General features: G+C 64.0%; 13 protein-coding genes. All 13 read right to left on the bottom strand.

What is annotated here, in order from left to right:
* Positions 1-68 precede the first annotated feature (68 nt).
* Positions 69-4,025, bottom strand: a complete 3,957-nt coding sequence (locus tag IEW02_RS04140; protein WP_188543386.1) for a DNA-directed RNA polymerase subunit beta' — start codon at positions 4,023-4,025, stop codon at positions 69-71.
* Positions 4,026-4,099: 74 nt separating this feature from the next.
* Positions 4,100-7,654, bottom strand: a complete 3,555-nt coding sequence (gene rpoB, locus IEW02_RS04135) for a DNA-directed RNA polymerase subunit beta (RefSeq protein WP_188543385.1) — start codon at positions 7,652-7,654, stop codon at positions 4,100-4,102.
* Between the two features lie 385 nt (positions 7,655-8,039).
* On the bottom strand, positions 8,040-8,909 hold the full coding sequence (locus tag IEW02_RS04130; RefSeq protein ID WP_188543384.1) for a hypothetical protein: 870 nt from the start codon (positions 8,907-8,909) through the stop codon (positions 8,040-8,042).
* A gap of 22 nt (positions 8,910-8,931) precedes the next feature.
* Entirely contained in the window at positions 8,932-9,603 is a 672-nt protein-coding gene (locus IEW02_RS04125) for an Rv1363c family protein (protein WP_188543383.1), read from the bottom strand.
* Positions 9,604-9,669: 66 nt separating this feature from the next.
* Entirely contained in the window at positions 9,670-10,920 is a 1,251-nt protein-coding gene (locus tag IEW02_RS04120) for an MCE family protein (protein WP_188543382.1), read from the bottom strand.
* A gap of 2 nt (positions 10,921-10,922) precedes the next feature.
* Complete coding sequence (locus tag IEW02_RS04115) at positions 10,923-12,185, bottom strand: MCE family protein (protein ID WP_188543381.1); 1,263 nt, start codon at positions 12,183-12,185, stop codon at positions 10,923-10,925.
* Positions 12,185-13,441: an MCE family protein gene (locus IEW02_RS04110; protein WP_188543380.1), complete on the bottom strand. Its 1,257-nt coding sequence runs from the start codon at positions 13,439-13,441 to the stop codon at positions 12,185-12,187. Before IEW02_RS04110 ends, IEW02_RS04115 begins: the two co-directional genes overlap by 1 nt.
* A 1-nt stretch (position 13,442) precedes the next feature.
* The gene (locus IEW02_RS04105; RefSeq protein WP_188543379.1) at positions 13,443-14,462 is read right to left on the bottom strand and encodes an MCE family protein; all 1,020 of its coding nucleotides are present in this window, start codon (positions 14,460-14,462) and stop codon (positions 13,443-13,445) included.
* Positions 14,462-15,526, bottom strand: coding sequence for an MCE family protein (locus tag IEW02_RS04100; RefSeq protein WP_188543378.1), 1,065 nt, complete (start codon positions 15,524-15,526; stop codon positions 14,462-14,464). The genes IEW02_RS04105 and IEW02_RS04100 overlap by 1 nt, the downstream gene beginning before the upstream one ends.
* The gene (locus IEW02_RS04095; protein ID WP_188543377.1) at positions 15,523-16,905 is read right to left on the bottom strand and encodes an MCE family protein; all 1,383 of its coding nucleotides are present in this window, start codon (positions 16,903-16,905) and stop codon (positions 15,523-15,525) included. The genes IEW02_RS04100 and IEW02_RS04095 overlap by 4 nt, the downstream gene beginning before the upstream one ends.
* Positions 16,902-17,762: an MlaE family ABC transporter permease gene (locus IEW02_RS04090; protein ID WP_188543376.1), complete on the bottom strand. Its 861-nt coding sequence runs from the start codon at positions 17,760-17,762 to the stop codon at positions 16,902-16,904. Before IEW02_RS04090 ends, IEW02_RS04095 begins: the two co-directional genes overlap by 4 nt.
* Position 17,763: 1 nt before the next feature.
* Positions 17,764-18,558 carry an MlaE family ABC transporter permease gene (locus tag IEW02_RS04085; protein WP_188543375.1) on the bottom strand — a complete coding sequence of 265 codons (795 nt, stop codon included), beginning with the start codon at positions 18,556-18,558 and terminating at the stop codon, positions 17,764-17,766.
* Between the two features lie 9 nt (positions 18,559-18,567).
* On the bottom strand, positions 18,568-19,686 hold the full coding sequence (locus tag IEW02_RS04080) for an ABC transporter ATP-binding protein (RefSeq protein ID WP_188543374.1): 1,119 nt from the start codon (positions 19,684-19,686) through the stop codon (positions 18,568-18,570).
* Positions 19,687-19,696: the final 10 nt, after the last annotated feature.

The following is a 19,696-nucleotide window of genomic DNA, read 5'->3' as shown; positions in this document are numbered from 1 at the left end:
GGGCTTTCGGGTCGGGTGTGAAAAAGAGCCCCAGAGGACGCTTTTTCACACCCGTGTGCCGCAGGCGCCTAGCGGTACTCGCCGGTGAAGCCGTAGTCGTCCAGCGGAACTGCAGCGCCGGTGTTCTGGCCGAAGCCGTCCGGGCTGTAGTACTGGTCGTCGTACGACGGCACTGCGTAAGCCGCAGCACGTGCCTCTTCGGTCGGCTGAACCGTGATGTTCCGGTACCGGTTGATACCGGTTCCGGCGGGGATCAGCTTTCCGATTATCACGTTTTCCTTCAGACCGATCAGCTTGTCCGAGCGGCAGTTGATCGCCGCGTCGGTCAGGACACGAGTGGTCTCCTGGAACGACGCTGCCGAGAGCCACGAATCGGTCGCGAGCGACGCCTTCGTGATACCCATCAGCACCGGACGTCCGGCGGCGGGCTCGCCACCCTCGGACACGACGCGACGGTTGCTCGACTCGAACTCGCTGCGCTCGGTCAAGGAACCGGGCAGGAACTCCGTCGAACCCGAGTCGATGATCGTCACGCGGCGCAGCATCTGACGAACGATCGTCTCGATGTGCTTGTCGTGGATCGACACACCCTGGCTCCGGTACACCTCCTGGACCTCGTTGACGAGGTGGATCTGCACCTGACGGGGTCCCATGACACGCAGGACCTCGTGCGGGTTGGCAGCACCTTCCATGAGCTGCTGGCCGACCTCGACGTGGTCACCGTCCGCCAGCAGGCGCTCGGAACCGTCGTCGTGCTTGAAGACGCGCAGACGCTGACGCTTGGAGAGCTTGTCGTAGACAACCTCTTCGCCGCCGTCGTCCGGCACGATGGTGATCTTGTAGAAACGATCGCCGTCCTCGAGCTGGATGCGTCCCGACACATCCGCGATCGGAGCCATGCCCTTCGGCACACGTGCCTCGAACAGCTCCTGTACGCGAGGCAGACCGCCGGTGATGTCGTCTCCGGCGACACCACCCTGGTGGAAGGTACGCATGGTCAGCTGCGTGCCGGGCTCACCGATCGACTGGGCCGCGACGATACCGACGGCCTCACCGATGTCGACGAGCTTGCCGGTGGCCATCGAACGGCCGTAGCAGGTGGCGCAGACGCCGGTGCCCGTGGTGCAGGTGAGCACGGAGCGCACCTTCACCTTGGTGACACCTGCTTCGAGCAGCGCGTCGATAGCCGGATCACCGAGGTCGTGACCACGCTCGACGATGACGTTGCCGTCTGCGTCGATCGCGTCCGAGGCCAAGGTGCGGGCGTACGTGCTGGTCTCGACGTGCGCATCGCGGATGAGCGTGCCGTCGGCCAGCTTCTCGGCGATGGTGGTCGTGATGCCGCGCTCGGTGCCACAGTCGGTTTCCCGGACGATGACGTCCTGCGAGACGTCCACCAGACGACGAGTCAGGTAGCCCGAGTCCGCCGTACGAAGCGCGGTGTCGGCCAGACCCTTACGAGCGCCGTGCGTGTTGATGAAGTACTCGAGAACCGTCAGGCCCTCCTTGAACGAGGACTTGATCGGACGCGGGATGAACTCACCCTTCGGGTTCGTCACCAAGCCCTTCATGCCGGCGAGCGACCGCACCTGAGTCATGTTTCCGGCGGCGCCGGACTTCACGATCATCGGGATGGGGTTGTCGTCGGGGAAGTGCGCCTCCATGGCCTTACCGACCATTTCGGTGGCTTCCTGCCAGATCTTGACCAGTGCAGAGTTGCGCTCGGTGTGGTCGAGAGCGCCACGCTGGTACTGCTTTTCGATCCGGTCGGCCTGCGCCTCGAACTCTTCCATGATCTGCGGCTTCTCCGGCGGCACGAGGACGTCGGAGATGGAGATCGTGACACCCGAACGCGTGGCCCAGTAAAAGCCGGCGTCCTTGAGCTTGTCGACGGTCTGCGCGACCACGATCATCGGGTACCGCTCGGCGAGATCGTTGATGATCGTCGCCTGACGCTTCTTCGGCATCTGCTCGTTGACGAACGGGTAGTTCACCGGAAGCAGCTCGTTGAAGAGCACGCGCCCCAGAGTCGTCTCGGCGGTCCATGCGTCTCCGTACGACCATCCGTCCGGGAACAGCGAATCCTCGATCTCCTTGGACGGACGCTGCTGCGTCAGTCGCACCTTGATCTGGGACTGGACCGTCAGGACGCCACGATCGACGGCCATCTGAGCCTCGGCCGGGCTGGAGTAGATGCCCAGCTCGGCACTGTCTTTGGTCGCGGCTTCGTGCTCGCCGACGGCCTTGTCGTCGAGACGGGTCAGGTGGAACAGACCCGTGACCATGTCCAGACGCGGCATGGCGAGCGGGCGGCCCGATGCCGGCGACAGGATGTTGTTCGAGGACAGCATCAGCACGCGTGCCTCGGCCTGCGCCTCCGCGGACAGCGGAAGGTGCACGGCCATCTGGTCACCGTCGAAGTCGGCGTTGAACGCCTCACAGACAAGCGGGTGCAGCTGAATTGCCTTGCCCTCGACCAGCTGCGGCTCGAACGCCTGGATGCCCAAGCGGTGCAGGGTCGGTGCGCGGTTCAGCAGCACGGGGTGCTCGGCGATGACCTCTTCGAGGACGTCCCACACCTGTGCGCGCTGACGCTCGACCATGCGCTTGGCGGACTTGATGTTCTGCGCGTGGTTCAGATCGACCAGGCGCTTCATCACGAAGGGCTTGAACAGCTCGAGTGCCATCAGCTTCGGCAGACCACACTGGTGCAGCTTGAGCTGAGGACCGACGACGATCACGGAACGACCCGAGTAGTCGACGCGCTTGCCGAGCAGGTTCTGACGGAAGCGACCCTGCTTGCCCTTGAGCAAGTCGGACAGCGACTTCAGCGGGCGGTTACCCGGTCCGGTGACCGGACGTCCACGACGACCGTTGTCGAACAGTGCGTCGACCGACTCCTGCAGCATCCGCTTCTCGTTGTTGACGATGATCTCGGGAGCACCGAGGTCGATCAGTCGCTTGAGGCGGTTGTTGCGGTTGATCACGCGGCGGTACAGATCGTTGAGGTCGGACGTCGCGAAACGTCCACCGTCGAGCTGCACCATCGGACGAAGCTCCGGCGGGATGACCGGGACGGCGTCGAGGACCATGCCCATCGGCGAGTTGCCGGTGGACTGGAACGCGGCGACGACCTTGAGACGCTTCAACGCACGAAGCTTCTTCTGGCCCTTGCCACTGCGGATCGTCTCGCGCAGGTTCTCGGCCTCGGCCGCGATGTCGAACGTCTCCATCAGCTTCTGGATGCTCTCCGCACCCATTGCGCCGGTGAAGTATTCGCCGTAGCGGTCGACCAGCTCGCGGTAGATGAGCTCGTCGACGATGAGCTGCTTCTTGGCGAGCTTGGTGAACGTGGTCCAGATCTCTTCGAGACGATCGAGCTCACGCTGTGCGCGGTCACGCAGCTGACGCATTTCGCGCTCGCCGCCGTCCTTCACCTTGCGACGGACGTCGGACTTGGCGCCCTCCGCCTCGAGCTCGGCGATGTCGGCTTCGAGCTTCTGTGCGCGGGCCTCGAGGTCGGCGTCGCGCTGATCGGCGACAGCCTTCTTCTCGACCTCCATCTCGGCTTCGAGCGTGGAGAGCTCGCCGTGACGCAGCTCCTCGTCGACCGAGGTGATGACGTAGGCAGCGAAGTAGATGATCTTCTCGAGATCCTTCGGTGCCAGGTCCAGCAGGTAACCCAAGCGCGACGGAACGCCCTTGAAGTACCAGATGTGGGTCACGGGAGCGGCGAGCTCGATGTGTCCCATGCGCTCACGACGCACCTTGGCGCGAGTGACCTCGACGCCACAGCGCTCGCAGATGATGCCCTTGAAGCGCACGCGCTTGTACTTGCCGCAGTAGCACTCCCAGTCGCGAGTAGGTCCGAAGATCTTCTCGCAGAACAGGCCGTCCTTCTCGGGCTTGAGCGTGCGGTAGTTGATGGTCTCCGGCTTCTTGACCTCGCCGAAGGACCAGTTGCGGATGTCGTCCGCGGTCGCGAGACCGATACGGAGTTCATCGAAGAAGTTGACGTCCAGCACGTCTTACTTCCTTTCCCCTTCTCAGGGTTAGTTTTTGCTGATGCTGCAGTGGGCTCGCGGGTGGTACCTGCGAGTCACTGAGCCAAATCGTCGACGGTCGCGGACTCGTTGCGGGAGAGGTTGATTCCCAAGTTCGCCGCGGCACGCTCGAGGTCTTCGTCGTCACCGTCGCGCATCTCGATGGCTGCGCCGTCCGAAGACAACACCTCCACGTTGAGGCACAGCGACTGGAGCTCCTTGAGGAGCACCTTGAAGGACTCGGGGATACCGGGCTCGGGGATGTTCTCGCCCTTGACGATTGCTTCGTACACCTTCACGCGGCCGACGACGTCGTCCGACTTGATGGTGAGAAGCTCCTGCAGCGTGTACGCAGCGCCGTAGGCCTGCATGGCCCAGCACTCCATCTCGCCGAAGCGCTGTCCACCGAACTGCGCCTTACCACCGAGGGGCTGCTGCGTGATCATCGAGTACGGCCCGGTCGAACGAGCGTGGATCTTGTCGTCGACCAAGTGGTGCAGCTTGATGATGTACATGTAGCCCACCGACACCGGGTACGGGAACGGCTCTCCGGAACGGCCGTCGAACAAGGTGGCCTTTCCGTCGGCACCGACCATCTGCTCGCCGTCGCGGTTCGGGATCGTGCTCGACAGGAGACCTGCGAGCTCGTCCTCCTTCGCACCGTCGAACACCGGGGTGGCGATGTTGGTGTCGGCCTCGGCCGCCAGCATCTCCTCGGGAAGGGTTGCGGCCCAATCGGGTCGCGTCCCGTCGCTCGCGATCTGCACGTTCCAGCCGGTCTTTCCGATCCACCCGAGGTGGGTCTCGAGGACCTGACCGATGTTCATACGACGCGGAACACCGTGGGTGTTCAGGATGATGTCGACCGGGGTGCCATCGGACAGGAAGGGCATGTCTTCGGCGGGAAGAATCTTGCCGATGACGCCCTTGTTGCCGTGACGGCCGGCGAGCTTGTCGCCGTCCTGGATCTTGCGCTTCTGAGCCACGTAGACGCGGACCAGCTCGTTGACGCCGGGAGGCAGATCGTCGTCGTCTTCACGTGAGAACACGCGAATGCCGATGACCTTTCCGTTCTCGCCGTGCGGAACCTTCAGAGACGTGTCGCGAACCTCGCGGGCTTTCTCGCCGAAGATGGCGCGCAGCAGGCGCTCTTCGGGGGTCAGCTCGGTCTCGCCCTTCGGCGTGACCTTTCCGACGAGGACGTCGCCGTCACGAACCTCGGCACCGATACGGATGATGCCGCGCTCGTCGAGATCCGCGAGGACCTCGTCGGAGACGTTCGGGATGTCGCGAGTGATTTCCTCGGCACCGAGCTTGGTGTCGCGGGCATCGATCTCGTGCTCTTCGATGTGGATCGAGGTGAGAACGTCCTCTTCCACGAGGCGCTGCGACAGGATGATCGCGTCCTCGTAGTTGTGGCCTTCCCACGGCATGATCGCGAGGAGCAAGTTCTTGCCCAGCGCCATCTCGCCGTTCTCGGTGCAGGGTCCGTCCGCCAGAACCTGACCGGCCTCGACGCGGTCACCCTCGTCGACGATCGGACGCTGGTTGGCGCAGGTGCCCTGGTTCGAGCGCGCGAACTTGCGCATCCGGTAGGTCTTGCGGGTGCCGTCGTCGGCCATCACGGTGACGTAGTCGGCGGAGACCTCTTCGATCACGCCGGTCTTGTCGTTGATGATGACGTCGCCTGCGTCGACCGCAGCACGCAGTTCCATACCGGTTCCGACGAGCGGAGCTTCGCTGCGCACGAGGGGAACGGCCTGACGCTGCATGTTCGCGCCCATCAGGGCACGGTTGGCGTCGTCGTGCTCGAGGAACGGAATCATCGCGGTTGCGACGGACACCATCTGACGAGGCGAGACGTCCATGTAGTCGACATCGAGGGACGAGACGAACTCGACCTCGCCGCCCTTACGACGAACGAGAATCTTCTCGTCGACGAACTTGCCGGTGGTGTCGATGGACGAGTTGGCCTGCGCCACGACGTGGCGGTCCTCCTCGTCGGCGGTCAGGTAGTCGACGTCGTCGGTGACCTGTCCTTCGACGACCTTGCGGTACGGCGTCTCGATGAACCCGAACGGGTTCACGCGGGCGTACACCGACAGCGATCCGATCAGGCCGATGTTCGGGCCTTCCGGGGTCTCGATCGGGCACATACGGCCGTAGTGCGAGGGGTGCACGTCACGAACTTCGAGGCCGGCGCGCTCACGTGAGAGACCGCCGGGTCCCAGTGCCGAGAGGCGACGCTTGTGCGTCAGACCCGACAGCGGGTTGTTCTGGTCCATGAACTGCGAGAGCTGCGAGGTTCCGAAGAACTCCTTGATGGCAGCGACCACGGGACGGATGTTGATCAGGGTCTGCGGCGTAATGGCCTCGACGTCCTGAGTCGTCATACGTTCGCGGACCACGCGCTCCATGCGGGACAGGCCCACGCGGATCTGGTTCTGGATGAGCTCGCCGACGGTACGCAGACGACGGTTACCGAAGTGGTCGATGTCGTCGACCTCGACGGGAACTTCTTCGCCGCCGGGGGCAGTCATGGCCGTCTCGCCCGCGTGCAGACGCACGAGGTACTCGATGGTTGCGACGATGTCCTCTTCGGTGAGAGTCGATGCCACGATCGGCTCGCCCAGGTTCAGGCCGAGCTTCTTGTTGATCTTGTAGCGACCCACGCGAGCGAGGTCGTAGCGCTTCTCCTTGAAGAACAGGTTCTCCAGCAGTGTCTGCGCGGACTCCTTCGTGGGCGGCTCGCCCGGACGGAGCTTGCGGTAGATGTCGAGCAGCGCCTCGTCGGTGCCGGCGGTGTTGTCCTTCTCCAGCGTGGCCATGAGGATCTCCGAGAAGCCGAAGCGCTCGGTGATCTGCTCGGTGGTCCAGCCCAGTGCCTTCAGCAGGACGGTGACGGGCTGACGACGCTTGCGGTCGATACGCACGCCGACGGTGTCGCGCTTGTCGACGTCGAACTCGAGCCATGCGCCGCGGCCCGGGATGACCTTGACGCTGTGCAGATCCTTTTCGGTGGTCTTGTCGACCGAATGGTCGAAGTAGACGCCCGGCGAACGGACGAGCTGCGACACGACGACGCGCTCGGTGCCGTTGATGATGAAGGTGCCCTTGTCGGTCATCATCGGGAAATCACCCATGAAGACCGTCTGGCTCTTGATCTCGCCGGTGTTGTTGTTGATGAACTCCGCGGTGACGAACAACGGCGCCGCGTAGGTCATGTCCTTGTCCTTGCACTCGTCGATCGAGGCCTTGACCTCGTCGAAGCGTGGGTCGGAGAACGACAGGGACATCGAACCGGAGAAGTCCTCGATGGGCGAGAGCTCGGTCAGGATGTCTTCCAGACCTCCACTCGCGGAGCTGTCACCGCGCGCTTCGGCGCGGTCCTTCCAGCTCTGGGCACCGACGAGCCATTCGAACGAATCCGTCTGTAGATCAAGTAGCCCCGGCACTTCGAGTGGTTCGCGAATTTTCGCGAACGACACCCTCTTCGGGGCTCCGGGAGTTCCGGTGTTGTCCTTGGTCTGGGTGGAGACTGCCAAGATGCATTCCTTCCAGCACCTCACGCGGGTCGCTGCTACGCCATAGACAAAGGCGCCTGCGACCATCGCTGTATCTGCTTGTTCCTAGGGACACTGTTTCTTCAGAAACCGGCTGGTGGCGACCCGAACAAGACCTCAATACGAACAGACTTCAGCACACAAGACGGTTCGAGATCTGGAAGTGGACAGGAGGCACCCAGCGCAACGTCCAAAAGTACCCCCAAACGGGGAAAGATGCAACCTACTACTTACTCACGGTTCACGCCGGCAAGTTCGACAACTCCGGTGCCTCCATTTGCGCCGTCGTCGTGCTCACTTGCTTCTACTGCGTTCGACTCACGTGGTGTTCGTTCGTGCAGGAACAGATTGGACCCTCGCACCGCCCCGCGTCAAGACCGAACGCGGCGTTTCGCTACCCGATTTGTTGTCAGGGCCGATTCGACACGGCCCGCTAACGGTTGTCGATCTGCGAAATCAGCCATTTTCCGTCGACCCTCGTCATCGTCACGACGACAGGCGTCTGGACGGTTCCCTGATCGACCCCGTCCTGATTCGCGGAGATGTCCATGCTCGCGACGATCTGGGCGTTGTCGTCCTGGAGCACGGAGACGCCGATGTCGGTGACGACGGCGACCGATGTCGTCTTCGTCTGCAGCACACCCTGTTTCGTCTGCTCGGCGGATTCGTTGTACTCGTTCAGACGATCACCGTCGAGAACCGCGCGCGCCGCGTCCTGGTCCTGATCGATGGTGTCGACCTTGTAGCTGAACACCGTCTGCAGTGCGGTCGTGGCGGCTGCCGACACCTCGTTGGTGGCGGCATCGTCGATCCAGGCCTGATTGGTCACCTCGGTCGTACCGGGCTTCAGACCGGCCACGACGGCGACGATCGCGAACAACAGAGCCAGTACGGCAGCGGCGATCGTGACGCGCGCCATCTTGCGACTGTGTGGGCGATCGGGCGCTACCTGTGGATAGTCGCTCTGATCCGTTTTCGGCTTGGACAGCCGATAGGGGGCGGTCGCCTTCTTCTTCTTGGTCCCGGTCGATTCCTCGATGGACTCGGCTTCCTGAGCCGTCGACGCCGGCTCGGCGGCGATGCTGCCCAACTTGGCGGGCTGCGCCGGCTTACCGGCGTAGTCGTTCAGCGTGGTCGCCTTGGCCGGTGCCTGCTTCCCGAGATCGACCGACGCGGAGGCCTTCTCCTCGGGCGCCTGACTCTCCGGTGCGACCGGCTTCTCGCCCGCCGGGACACCGGTGCGGCCGGCGACACGGGGGCGCCGTGACGGTCCGGTCGGATTCTGGCGGCGGGGTGGGGGCACTGGTCCTACTCCTTCGTAAGCATTACTGGCCGCCGGTTGCGGGGGCCGGTGTCGCGGCAGGCGCGGGTGTGTCCGTCGCGGCAGGCGCGGGGGTATCTGTGGGCGCAGGAGTGTCCGTCGGCGCCGGGGTGTCGGTCGTCGGGGCATCCAGCGGAATCCGTTGTCCGATCGGCTGGATCTTCGTCGCCTTCCACACTCCGCCGTCGACGGTCATGTCCAGGCGCAGGGTCGAGATGAACAACTCTTCCGCCGCGTCCGGCCGCTTCGTGTCGGTTTGCAACACGATGAGCGACGACGCCGTGTCGTCGTCCTCGTTGAACGACACCAGCGCGGCGTGTTGAACCGTGGCGGTGGTGACGACATTCGAGGACTGAAACTGTTCGCGGAACTGATCTTTCGTGTCGGTCAGCCCCTTGACGAGCTCGTCACCGGTGATGGACGACTCGATGTCCGCGAACGTCTGGTCCAGGTTGTTCGAATCGACCGAATTGAGGTTGATCGCGGCTTGTCGTGAACCGGCCAGGGCGTCGTCGCGTGCCGTCGCAGTGGCCGATGCGGTCCGCGCATGCGCCCACCCGACTCCGAGCAGGATGGCGAGGACGAGTGCGACCGCGAGAGCGACCACCGCGACGATCAACCCGACAATCCTGAGCCGGTCCCCGCCGGAAGTTTCGGCGTTCACAGTGCTCGTCACGTCAGCGACCATACCCTTTCGCCGAATGGACCCCATCGAACCGCGTCAGCCATCGGAGAAGACTTCTCAACGCTTCGGTGTCACTCCCAGCAACGTTGCCAGCTGCGTCGCAATCGGGTTGAGGTTCAACGGTTCCGGAGCAACCTTCGGCTTGCCGTCCCACGGCTGCGAGACCTGGGGATCGCCGTAGACGATGCTGTTGGCGTCGCGCACTCCCGTGGTGGATCCGTGCGGCACGGTGCAATTGGCGTCGAGGTTCAGCGGGAAATCCTGCTGAGTGTCGTCGAAGTCCGGATTCTTGGCCTTCTCCTCCGCGAGGATCGCCTGTGTTCCCTCGTAGCCGACGGTGCACGGGGGCGGGTTGTTGACTTCGAGCAGGATGCCCTGGTGGATCGTGCCGTCGCCGGGCGACACGGATGCTGCACCCGACGCCAGCGCCGGGAGGAACTGCAGCAGCGGGCGAAGGGCGAAGGCACGCGGACTGAGCGAACGTCCCAGATCGGCCAGGTTCGTCAGGTTGGACGTCAGCGACGGTCCGGCCTGCGCCACGAGGGCGCCGACCTCGTTGCTGGCCGGCGTTCCGTTGTCGATCAGTCGGCGAATGTCGGGGTCGTTCGCCCGGATCTGAGCGGTCACCAGGTTCAGGTCGTTGCTGAACTGCTGGATGGACGACGACTGTTCGCTCTGTGTGTCGAGGACGGTACGGCTGTCCCGGATCAGCGTCAGTGTCTGCGGCAGGGCCTCGAGACCGGCCTCCGAGAACGTGTCGAGCGACGTGACGAGGGTCTGGAGATCGTCACCCTTGCCGTCGAAGCCGGCCCCGAGTTCGGTCACCAGCGTGTTCAATTTGTCGATGGGGACCGACTTCGCCAGCGTGTCGACGTTGGCGAGCAGGTTCTCGACAGGCGTCGGGATCGACGTGTCGTCGGCGCTGATCACCGAACCGTCCTGCAGGTACGGACCCTGGTCGGTGGTCGGCTGAATGTCGACGTACTGCTCGCCGATCGCAGACCGGTTGGCGACGACGGCCTTGGCTTCCGACGGAATGTCGATACCACCACTGGTGAGCAGGAGGTCGACCTCCACGCCCTGGTCGGTCAAGTTCAGGGAACCGACCCGACCGACGGACACACCGCGGTAGGTCACCTCGGCGTTGGTGAAGATGCCGCCGGAGTCGGCGAAGTTGGCCTTGACCGTGTACTGCCCGAAGCCGAGCAGCTGATCGAGGCGGACGTATTTTCCACCGACGTAGACCAGTCCGAGGATGGCGATGACGATGAACGCGATGAGCTGAAAGCGAACGAGTCTCGATCTCATAGTCAGCCTCCGTTCTGGGGAGCAGGAGCAGCGATGCCGAACTGCTGGAGAAGCCCGTCGAGCGGGTTGGCCGGGGCGATCACAGGACCGGGAACACCCGGGGCCGGCGTGGGACGAGGCACGATCGGCGGCAACGGCAGCAGCGAGATCGTCGGGAAGGCCGGACGAGCCCCGTTGCCGTTGTAGTACGGGTTCGCGGGATCGACCTGGGGCAGCGGCGTTCCGTACTTCGGAGGGCTGTAGATGGGGTCACCCTCGCCGACACCGAACGCCGACAACTGGTTGCCGATCTGCAGATCCACGCTCAGGAAGAGGTTCACGGATCCGCCCTGGGTGATCTTCTCGACACCGTCCGGGAACGGGAACGTCGGAACGAACTTGAGGTCGGTGATCAGGTCGTCGCCGGACTTCGCGAGCTCCTGCAACGTCGGCCGCAAGGCGCGCAGGTCGGCGATGATGTCGTCCTTGGACTGGTTCAGCACGTCGGTACCGACCGCACCGAGTCGGTCGACCTGTCCGAGCAGCTCGGTCAGCTGCGGACGCTGTTCCTCGAGAACACCCGTCGCGACGGGGAGATCCTTCAGAATGCGTTCGATCTGCTCGGTCTGCTGGTTCACCGTCCCGGTGAGGGTGTCGAGGCCGTCGAGCGCACGGGTGATGTCGTTCTTCTGATCGTCGAGACCGGCGATCAGAGTGTTGGCGTTGTCCAGAAGGCTGCGCACCTTGTCCTCACGACCGGAGAACGCAGTGTTCAGCTCCTTGACGATCGGCGCGAGCTGGGCGATACCGCCACCGTTCAGCAGCATCGACAGCGCGCCGAGGACCTGCTCGATGTCGGTCGCGTGCCGCGTGCGTTCCAGCGGCACCGTGTCGCCGCTCTGCAGACGAGCCGATTCCGGGTTGTCCTTGGGGGCGGACAGTGACACGAACTTCTCGCCGAGGAGGTTGGTCTGTTCCACCGACGCGGTCGCGTTGGCGGGCAGGTCGACGTCCGAGTTCAGCGTGACGTTCACGTCTGCGGTCCATCCGTCCCGCGGGACGGACACCGAGGTGACTCGACCGACCGGCACACCGTCGACCTTCACCGTCGACTGCGGGACCAGGTCGAGCACGTCGTCGAACTGGAGCGTCAAGGTCATCGGGTTGTCACCCACGTCCGCACCACCGGGCAGGGGGATGGCGTAGATGCCCTGGGATCCGCATGAGGTGAGGGTCAGGGCCACGACGCATGCACTCGCGCCGGCGAAGATCGCTTTCTTCTTCATCACTGGCCTCCCGTGCTCAGCTCGAGGCCGGGCAGATTCGCCTCGCCGATACGCGGTGACTGAATACCCGGTTGCGTTCCCGGCTCGACGTTGCGCTGCTCGTTGTCCGCGGTCAGCAGACCGAACGGGAGGATGAGGGTCGGTGTCTTCACACCGGCGACGGCCTGGTCGACGATGCTCTTGCAGTTGTCGACGATCGGCTGCATCTGCCGTCCGAGCGCCTCGAACTGCGGGTCACCGGGCCTGAGCTTCTGCAGGTCGATCAGGCTGCAGAACAACTGGGAGGGATCCTGGAACTCCTTGAAGTTGACGCGCGAATCCAAGGTGCCGGTTTCCGCGTTGTAGGAGTTGACGACGTTCGAGATGGCCAACGGGAGCAGCGTCAACGTGTCGACGAGGTTCTGCTTGTTGTCCGCGAGGATCTGCGTCGTCGGGGCCAGGTTGTCGAGATCGGACGTCAGCTTCTCGCGATTGTCGCGCACGAACGTCGCGACGTCGCCGAGGGTCACCGACAGCTGAGACACGGCCTGGTTCAAGTCTTCTCGCTCACCGGACAGGAAGCTGGTGAGGTCGGAGAGTTGGGTGTTGAACTGGCGGACCTGCGCGTCGTTCTGCGCGAGCGCAGTGACGAAGGTCTGCAGGTTCTTCACGGTGTCGAACAGGTCGCCGCGGTAGGAATTGAGCGTGTCCACCGCACCGGACAGCTGCGTGATCGAGTTGTTGAGCGCCTCACCGTTGCCGGCCAGGTTGTCCGCGCCGGTGGTCACCAGGTCGGAGACAGCGCCGTTCTTGTTGGCGCCGTTGGGGCCCAACGCTTCCGAGAGCTGGTCGATGCTCGAGTACAGCTGATCGACCTCCACCGGCGTCGCAGTGTTCTCGAGCGGAATGGTCGTTCCGGACGACATCTTCTCGCCGCCGGTGTACGCCGGTGCGAGCTGGACATAGCGATCGGCGACGACGGACGGTGCGATCTGCACGGCCTTGGCCGTGGCCGGGATGTCGACTCCGCGATCCACCCGCAGCTCGACGCGAACCTGGTCGCCCAGTGGCTCGACCTTGGTGACCGACCCGACCTTGACGCCGAGGACGCGTACGTCCGTGCCCTCGTACACGCCGACGCTCTTGTCGAAATACGTTGTGATGGCGGTTGTTCCGGCTCGGAAGAAGACCCACCACAGCACACCGGCGACCACGAGTACGGCAACCAGAGCGCCCGCGATCAGGGGGATGTTCTTCTTGTTGAACACAGTCGTCATGTCATGCCCCCGGACTACGAACGGGATCGACACCAAGGGTGCGAATGGGCTCGCGGTACCCGGGGATGTCCGGTAGGCCCGGCGGGAACGCGTTGACGATGACCTGATCGAACCACCGGCCGTTACCGACGATGTTCGAGTACAGGCGGACGAACGGTGAGTACAACTCGATGGCCTTCGCGAGATTCTGGTTGTTGTTCTTCAGGATGTCGATGACTCCGCCGAGTTGGTCGAGCGCCGGTCCGATCTGCGCCTCGTTGTCCCGGATCAATCCGGTGAGCTGCTGCGAGATGCGCTGCACTCCCGTGAGGAGCGCCGCAATGGATCGCTGTCGCTCGTTGAGTTCCTGCACCAGCGAGGCACCGTCGGAGATCAGCTTCGTGAACTCCTGGTTGCGATCCGCGAGGACCTTGGTGGTCTTGGTGGTGGCGTCGAACAATGTGCGCAACGAGTCGTCGCGCGAGGCGATGGTCTGCGACAACCGGCTGACCCCGTCGAGGGACGCGCGGATGTTGTCCGGCGTCTGCGAGAACGCGGCCGAGAGCGTCTCCATGCTCGTCGCGAGTTGCTCGGTGTCGATGTCACCGGCAGTGCGGCCCGCGTCGGAGAAGGCGTCGATGACGTCGTACGGCGACGTGGTGCGCTCCAGAGGAATGGGGTCCTTCGTGTTCAGCCGCTCCGTGCCCTTGGGCTCGAGCGACAGATACTTCTGTCCGAGAACGGTTTTGATCTGAATCGACGCCGTGCTCTGGTCTCCGACCCACGCGTCCTTGACGTCGAACTTCACCTTGACCCGATCACCGTCGAGCGAGACGTCGGTGACCTTGCCGACCTTCACGCCGGCGATGCGAACCTCGTTGCTGGCCTTGAGCCCGGCCGCTTCGGAGAACTCGGCGGTGTATTTCGACCCGGCGCCGAGAATCGGCAGCGAGTCCAGGAAGAAGGCGGAGGCCACCAACATCAGAATGATGAAGATGCCGAGTCCGCCCGCGACCGCGGGACGACGACGACGAGATGGCATTACTGGATACCTCCGGCCGCACACCGCTTTGCCGAGTTGGTGTAGAGCGGCTGATTGATCGTGGGAAGGCCGGTCGGGAGGTTCAGGTTGGGCGAGTAACCGGGACCCGCAACGATGTCGATTCCGCAGAGGTAGAACTGGAACCACGAACCGTAGCTGGCCACACGAACGAGCTTGTCCAGCTTGATCGGCAGGTTCGACAGGATGCCGTTGACCTCCGGCGCACGAGCGTTGAGCTTCGCCGACAGGTCGTTCACCGCGGAGATGGTGCCCTGGACCGCCGGCCGCGACGGTTCGAGGACGTCCGCGGTCGCGTTGGTGAGTCCGGCGAGCGACGTGATCGCCGACCCGACGGTTCCGCGATCGGCCGCAAGGCCCGAGACCAACTTCTGCGTGTTGACGATCAGGTCGTTCAAGCCGGTGTCGTTCTTGTTCACCGTCGCCAGGACACCGTTCAGGTTGTCGATTACCTGCCCGATGACCTGATCCTTGTCGGCGACGGTGTTCGTCAGGCTGGCCGTGTTGGCGACCAGATCGCCGATGGTTCCGGCCTCACCCTGGAATACCTGGATGATCTCGAACGACAGCTTGTTCACGTCGTCGGCGGTCAACGTCTGGAACAGCGGGCGGAAGCCGTTGAAGAGCGTCGTGAGGTTCACGGCCGGCTTGGTGCGCTCGAGCGGAATCGTGGCACCGCTGTTGATCTTCTCGCCCTGGTTTCCGGTTCCCTGCTCGAGCGCGATGTAGCGCTGACCGATGAGGTTGCGGTACCGGATGGTGGCAGTGGTGCTGGCGGGCAACGAACTTCGGTTGTCCACCGAGAACTCGACCTTCGCCCGGTCGCGGTCGTAGATCTCGATGCTCTGCACCTGACCCACTCGCACACCGGCAATGCGAATCTCGTCGCCCTTGTTGAGCGACGCGACGTCGGTGAAGATCGCGGAGAACTTCTCGCCGCCCCCACCCGAGCCGTTGGCGATGGTGAGCGCGAGCGCGCCCGTGGCGATGATCGTCACGATGGCGAACGCGATCAACTTGAGCAGTGGTGCGAGGAGGCCTCTCACTGGACGTTCACCTCCTGTCCGCGCAGGGCGGGAGCGCCGACGAGCGTCGTCCACGCGGGAACGTCGGCCGGCGAGATGCCGTTGGCGGATCCGTAGACGACGGCGAGGGTGTTGCGCTCGGCGTCCGAGCCGGCGTACGACGCCGGGGTGACGGGGTCACCGGTGGCCGTGGTGGCGTCCGTGCCCGTTTCCGACGACGGGAACTGCGAGTCCTGGGGCGACGCGAGCATCTGGATGTCGCGCGGACCCGGGTTACGGGACGGCACCTGGTACGAACCGTCGTTGACCGAACCGCCCGGGTACTGGGGAAAGAACTTGCCCGGCTGCTGCACTCCGTCGAAGCACGACGGACCACGGTCGTCGAACAGTCGCGGCTCGTCCTGGTTGGGCAGGTAAGCGCCCTTCGGGTTCACGAAGTTGATCGTGCCGCGCACGCCCGGATACGGATCGTCGACGGCCAGGATGTTCTTGGCCTCCTCGGCGATCGGGACGAACTTCGACAGCATGCATCCGGTGGACGGTGAGTACCGCGCGAGCAGCTCGAGTGCTTCGCGCGAGTCGGCCGCGATCGAGATGATCGAGCTCCTGTTCGTTTCGAGAAGATCCGCGGTCGACGACGAGGTCGATGTCGCCGACGCGAGAAGGACGTCGATCGCACTCTTCTTCTCCACCACCGTGTTTCCGGTGACCGAGAGGTTGTCGAGAGCGTCGACCAGATCAGGCGCTGCCGTGCTGTAGGTCTGCGACAGATCCGCGAGACCCACCAGGTCCTGCTGGATGTTCGGCAGTTCGGTGTTCAGTCCGGCGAAGATCGTCTCGAGACGGTCGATGGACAGTCCGAGCGACTCACCCCGACCCTGCAACGCCTGGTTCAACGCGCCGAGGGTGTTCGAAAGATCCTGCGGCGGAATAGCGTCGAGCAACGGCAGCAGCGAATCGAGGAGCTGACCGACCTCGATGGCGTTACCGCTCTTGTCCTGCTGGATGACGGCGCCGTCGGAGATGCCCTTGGTGGCGGAGGCTCCGTCGGGAATCTGCAGTGCGACGTAGCGCTCGCCGAACAGCGTCTTCGGCAGCAGTCGCGCCGTGACGTTGGACGGGATGGTGCGAGCCTGATCGGGATCGAGCGCGAGGACCGAGGTGACCTCGCCGTTCTCGGTGCTGGCCGACCGCACCTCGCCGACGATGACGCCGCGAATCTTCACGTCGGCGTTGGCGGGCAACGCATTTCCGACGGTGTCGGTGACGAGGTCGACGTTGACGACCGTCTTGAAGGTCTTGAGGTAGGTGGCGATGCTCCAGGCGATGAACAGGGCGACCACCAGGAAGAAGGCGACACCCAGAATTCGGCGGCGGAGCGGTGATGTCGACGTATTCATCCTGCGACTCGCACGGTAGTGGTGGTTCCCCAGATCGCGAGACTGAGGAAGAAGTTCAGGACGGCAATGGTGACCAGTGCTGCGCGGACGGCGCGACCCACGGCCACACCGACGCCGGCCGGTCCGCCCGAGGCGTGAAAGCCGTAGTAGCAGTGGATCATGATGAGCACGAAGGCGAAGACGAGGACCTTCGCGAAGGAGTAGAGCACGTCCTCCGGCGGCAGGAACAGGTTGAAGTAGTGGTCGTACGAACCACTCGACTGCCCGTTGAAGATCGTGCTGACGAGGCGGGAGGCGAGGTACGCCGACAGCAGGCCCACGATGTAGAGCGGGATGACGGCGACGAAGCCGGCGATCATGCGGGTGGAGACGAGGAACGGAACCGACGGAACGGCCATGACCTCGAGCGCGTCGATCTCCTCCGAGATCCTCATGGCACCGAGCTGCGCGGTGAAGCCACAGCCCACGGTGGCCGAAAGGGCAAGCGCCGCAACGATGGGCGCGATCTCACGAGTATTGACGTAGGCGGACAGGAATCCCGTGAGCACCGAGCTGCCGAGCTGGTCCAGCGCCGCGAAACCCTGCAGCCCGACGACCACACCGGTGAAGCCGGACATCATCAGGATGACGCCGATGGTGCCGCCGATGACCGCGAGCGCACCACTGCCGAAGGTGACCTCGGCGAGCAGTCGCAGCGTCTCCTTCTTGTAGTGCACCACGGTTCGGGGGATCCACCCGATGGCGCGTCCGTAGAACGACATCTGCTCGCCGGCACGATCGAGGACGCCGACCGGCGCCTTCGCCGCGTGGCGCAACCGGAGGAGGGTGCGGTCTCCGCGACCACGTGCGATTACCACCTCACGCCCCCTTCGCCGGAACGATCTGCAGGTAGACCAGCGTCATGACGAGGTTGGCCAGGAACAGCATGAGGAAGGTGATGACGACCGTCTGGTTGACGGCCTCGCCCACACCCTTCGGGCCCGGGTTGGGGTGAAGTCCCTTGTACGAGGCGATGACGCCCGCGATCAGGCCGAACAGCACGGCCTTGATCTCGCCGACCCAGAGGTCGGGGAGTTGCGCAAGCGCACCGAAGGATGCCAGGTACGCACCGGGCGTTCCGTCTTGAAGGATGACGTTGAAGAAGTAGCCACCGGCGATGCCGACGACGGACACCAGTCCGTTCAGGAGCAGGGCCACCAGAATCATGGCGAGCACGCGCGGAACCACAAGGCGCTGAATCGGATTGATGCCGAGAACTTCCATGGCGTCGATCTCTTCGCGGATGGTTCGCGAACCCAGGTCTGCCGTCACCGCCGAGCCGGCGGCACCGGCGATGAGCAGCGCGACCACGATGGGACTGCCCTGCTGCACGACGGCCAACACGCTGGCCGCGCCGGTGAAGGATTCCGCACCGAGCTGCTTGATCAGCGAACCGGTCTGCAAGGACACCACGGCGCCGAACGGGATGGCGACCAAGGCGGTCGGGAGGATCGTGACGCTGGCGATGAACCAGGCCTGCTCGATGAACTCCCGGAACTGGAAGGGCCGCCGGAATGTTTCCCGGACGACCTCGACCAGCAATTCGACGATATTGCCCGCTTGACTCAGCGCGGCGTTACCCGATCGTAGGACCGGGTTCTTCGTTTTAGCCATTACTGGGGGTTATCTCCAAGATCCCGACTGAGGTGAATCGTAAGCGGGCTCACGGTAGTTGCCGTAGCCGTCCTGCTGTCCATCGTCGTAACGGCGGTCGTCCCCTCGACCGTCGTTGCCCTGGTTACCGTGCTCGTCGTTCTGGCGGTCGGCCTCGTCGAGGCTTTCCTGAATTGCCTGCTGGGCGCTGTCCGGCAGCTCGTGCATGATGCCACGGACGCGCTCGCGGCGACGGTCGACGGCCTGGCGGTACGGCATCCCGGGGGCCGGCTCCATCTGCGGCATGATGCCCTCGACGTCTTCGACGCCGCCGAGGTTGTGGCCGGCGTCCGCGAGCTTCTGCTCCTCGCGCATCTGCGACTCGTCCTTCTCCTCGGACATGCCGATCGGGCCGATCATCGTGCCGTTGAGGAACTGCTTCACGGCCGGCTCGTCCGATGTGAGCAGAACTTCGCGCGGTCCGAACATGACGAGCTTCTTGCGGAAGAGCATCCCGATGTTGTCCGGCACCGTGCGCGCGAGGTTGATGTTGTGCGTCACGATCAACGTGGTCGCGTCGATCTGGGCGTTGATGTTGAGCAGCAACTGCGAGATGTACGTGGTGCGGACGGGATCGAGGCCCGAGTCGGGCTCGTCGACGAGGATGATCTCGGGGTCCAACACCAGGGCGCGGGCGAGGCCGGCGCGCTTGCGCATACCGCCGGAGATCTCACCGGGAAGCTTGTCCTCGGCGCCGGTCAGACCGACGAGTTCGAGCTTGTCCATCACGATCGAGCGAATCTCGGATTCCTTCTTCTTCGTGTGCTCACGAAGTGGGAACGCCGTGTTGTCGTAGAGGTTCATGGAGCCGAACAGGGCGCCGTCCTGGAACAGCACACCGAAGAGCTTGCGGATCTCGTAGAGCTCCTTCGAGGAGCACTCCATGATGTTGGTTCCGTCGATCCAGATCTCGCCCTCTTCCGGGCGAAGCAGCCCGATCAGCGACTTCAGGAAGACGGACTTACCGGTGCCCGACGGGCCGAGAAGTGCACTGACTTCGCCCTGGGGCAACGTCAGCGTGACGTCCTGCCAGATTTTCTGAACGCCGAACGACTTGGTGAGCCCCTTGACCGAAACTTCTACACCCACGACCGATTCC

This window comes from Rhodococcoides trifolii (assembly GCF_014635345.1).
Classification (GTDB): domain Bacteria; phylum Actinomycetota; class Actinomycetes; order Mycobacteriales; family Mycobacteriaceae; genus Rhodococcoides; species Rhodococcoides trifolii.
The sequence above is the reverse complement of the archived record's forward strand: the minus strand, read 5'-3'. Positions and strand labels throughout refer to the sequence as shown.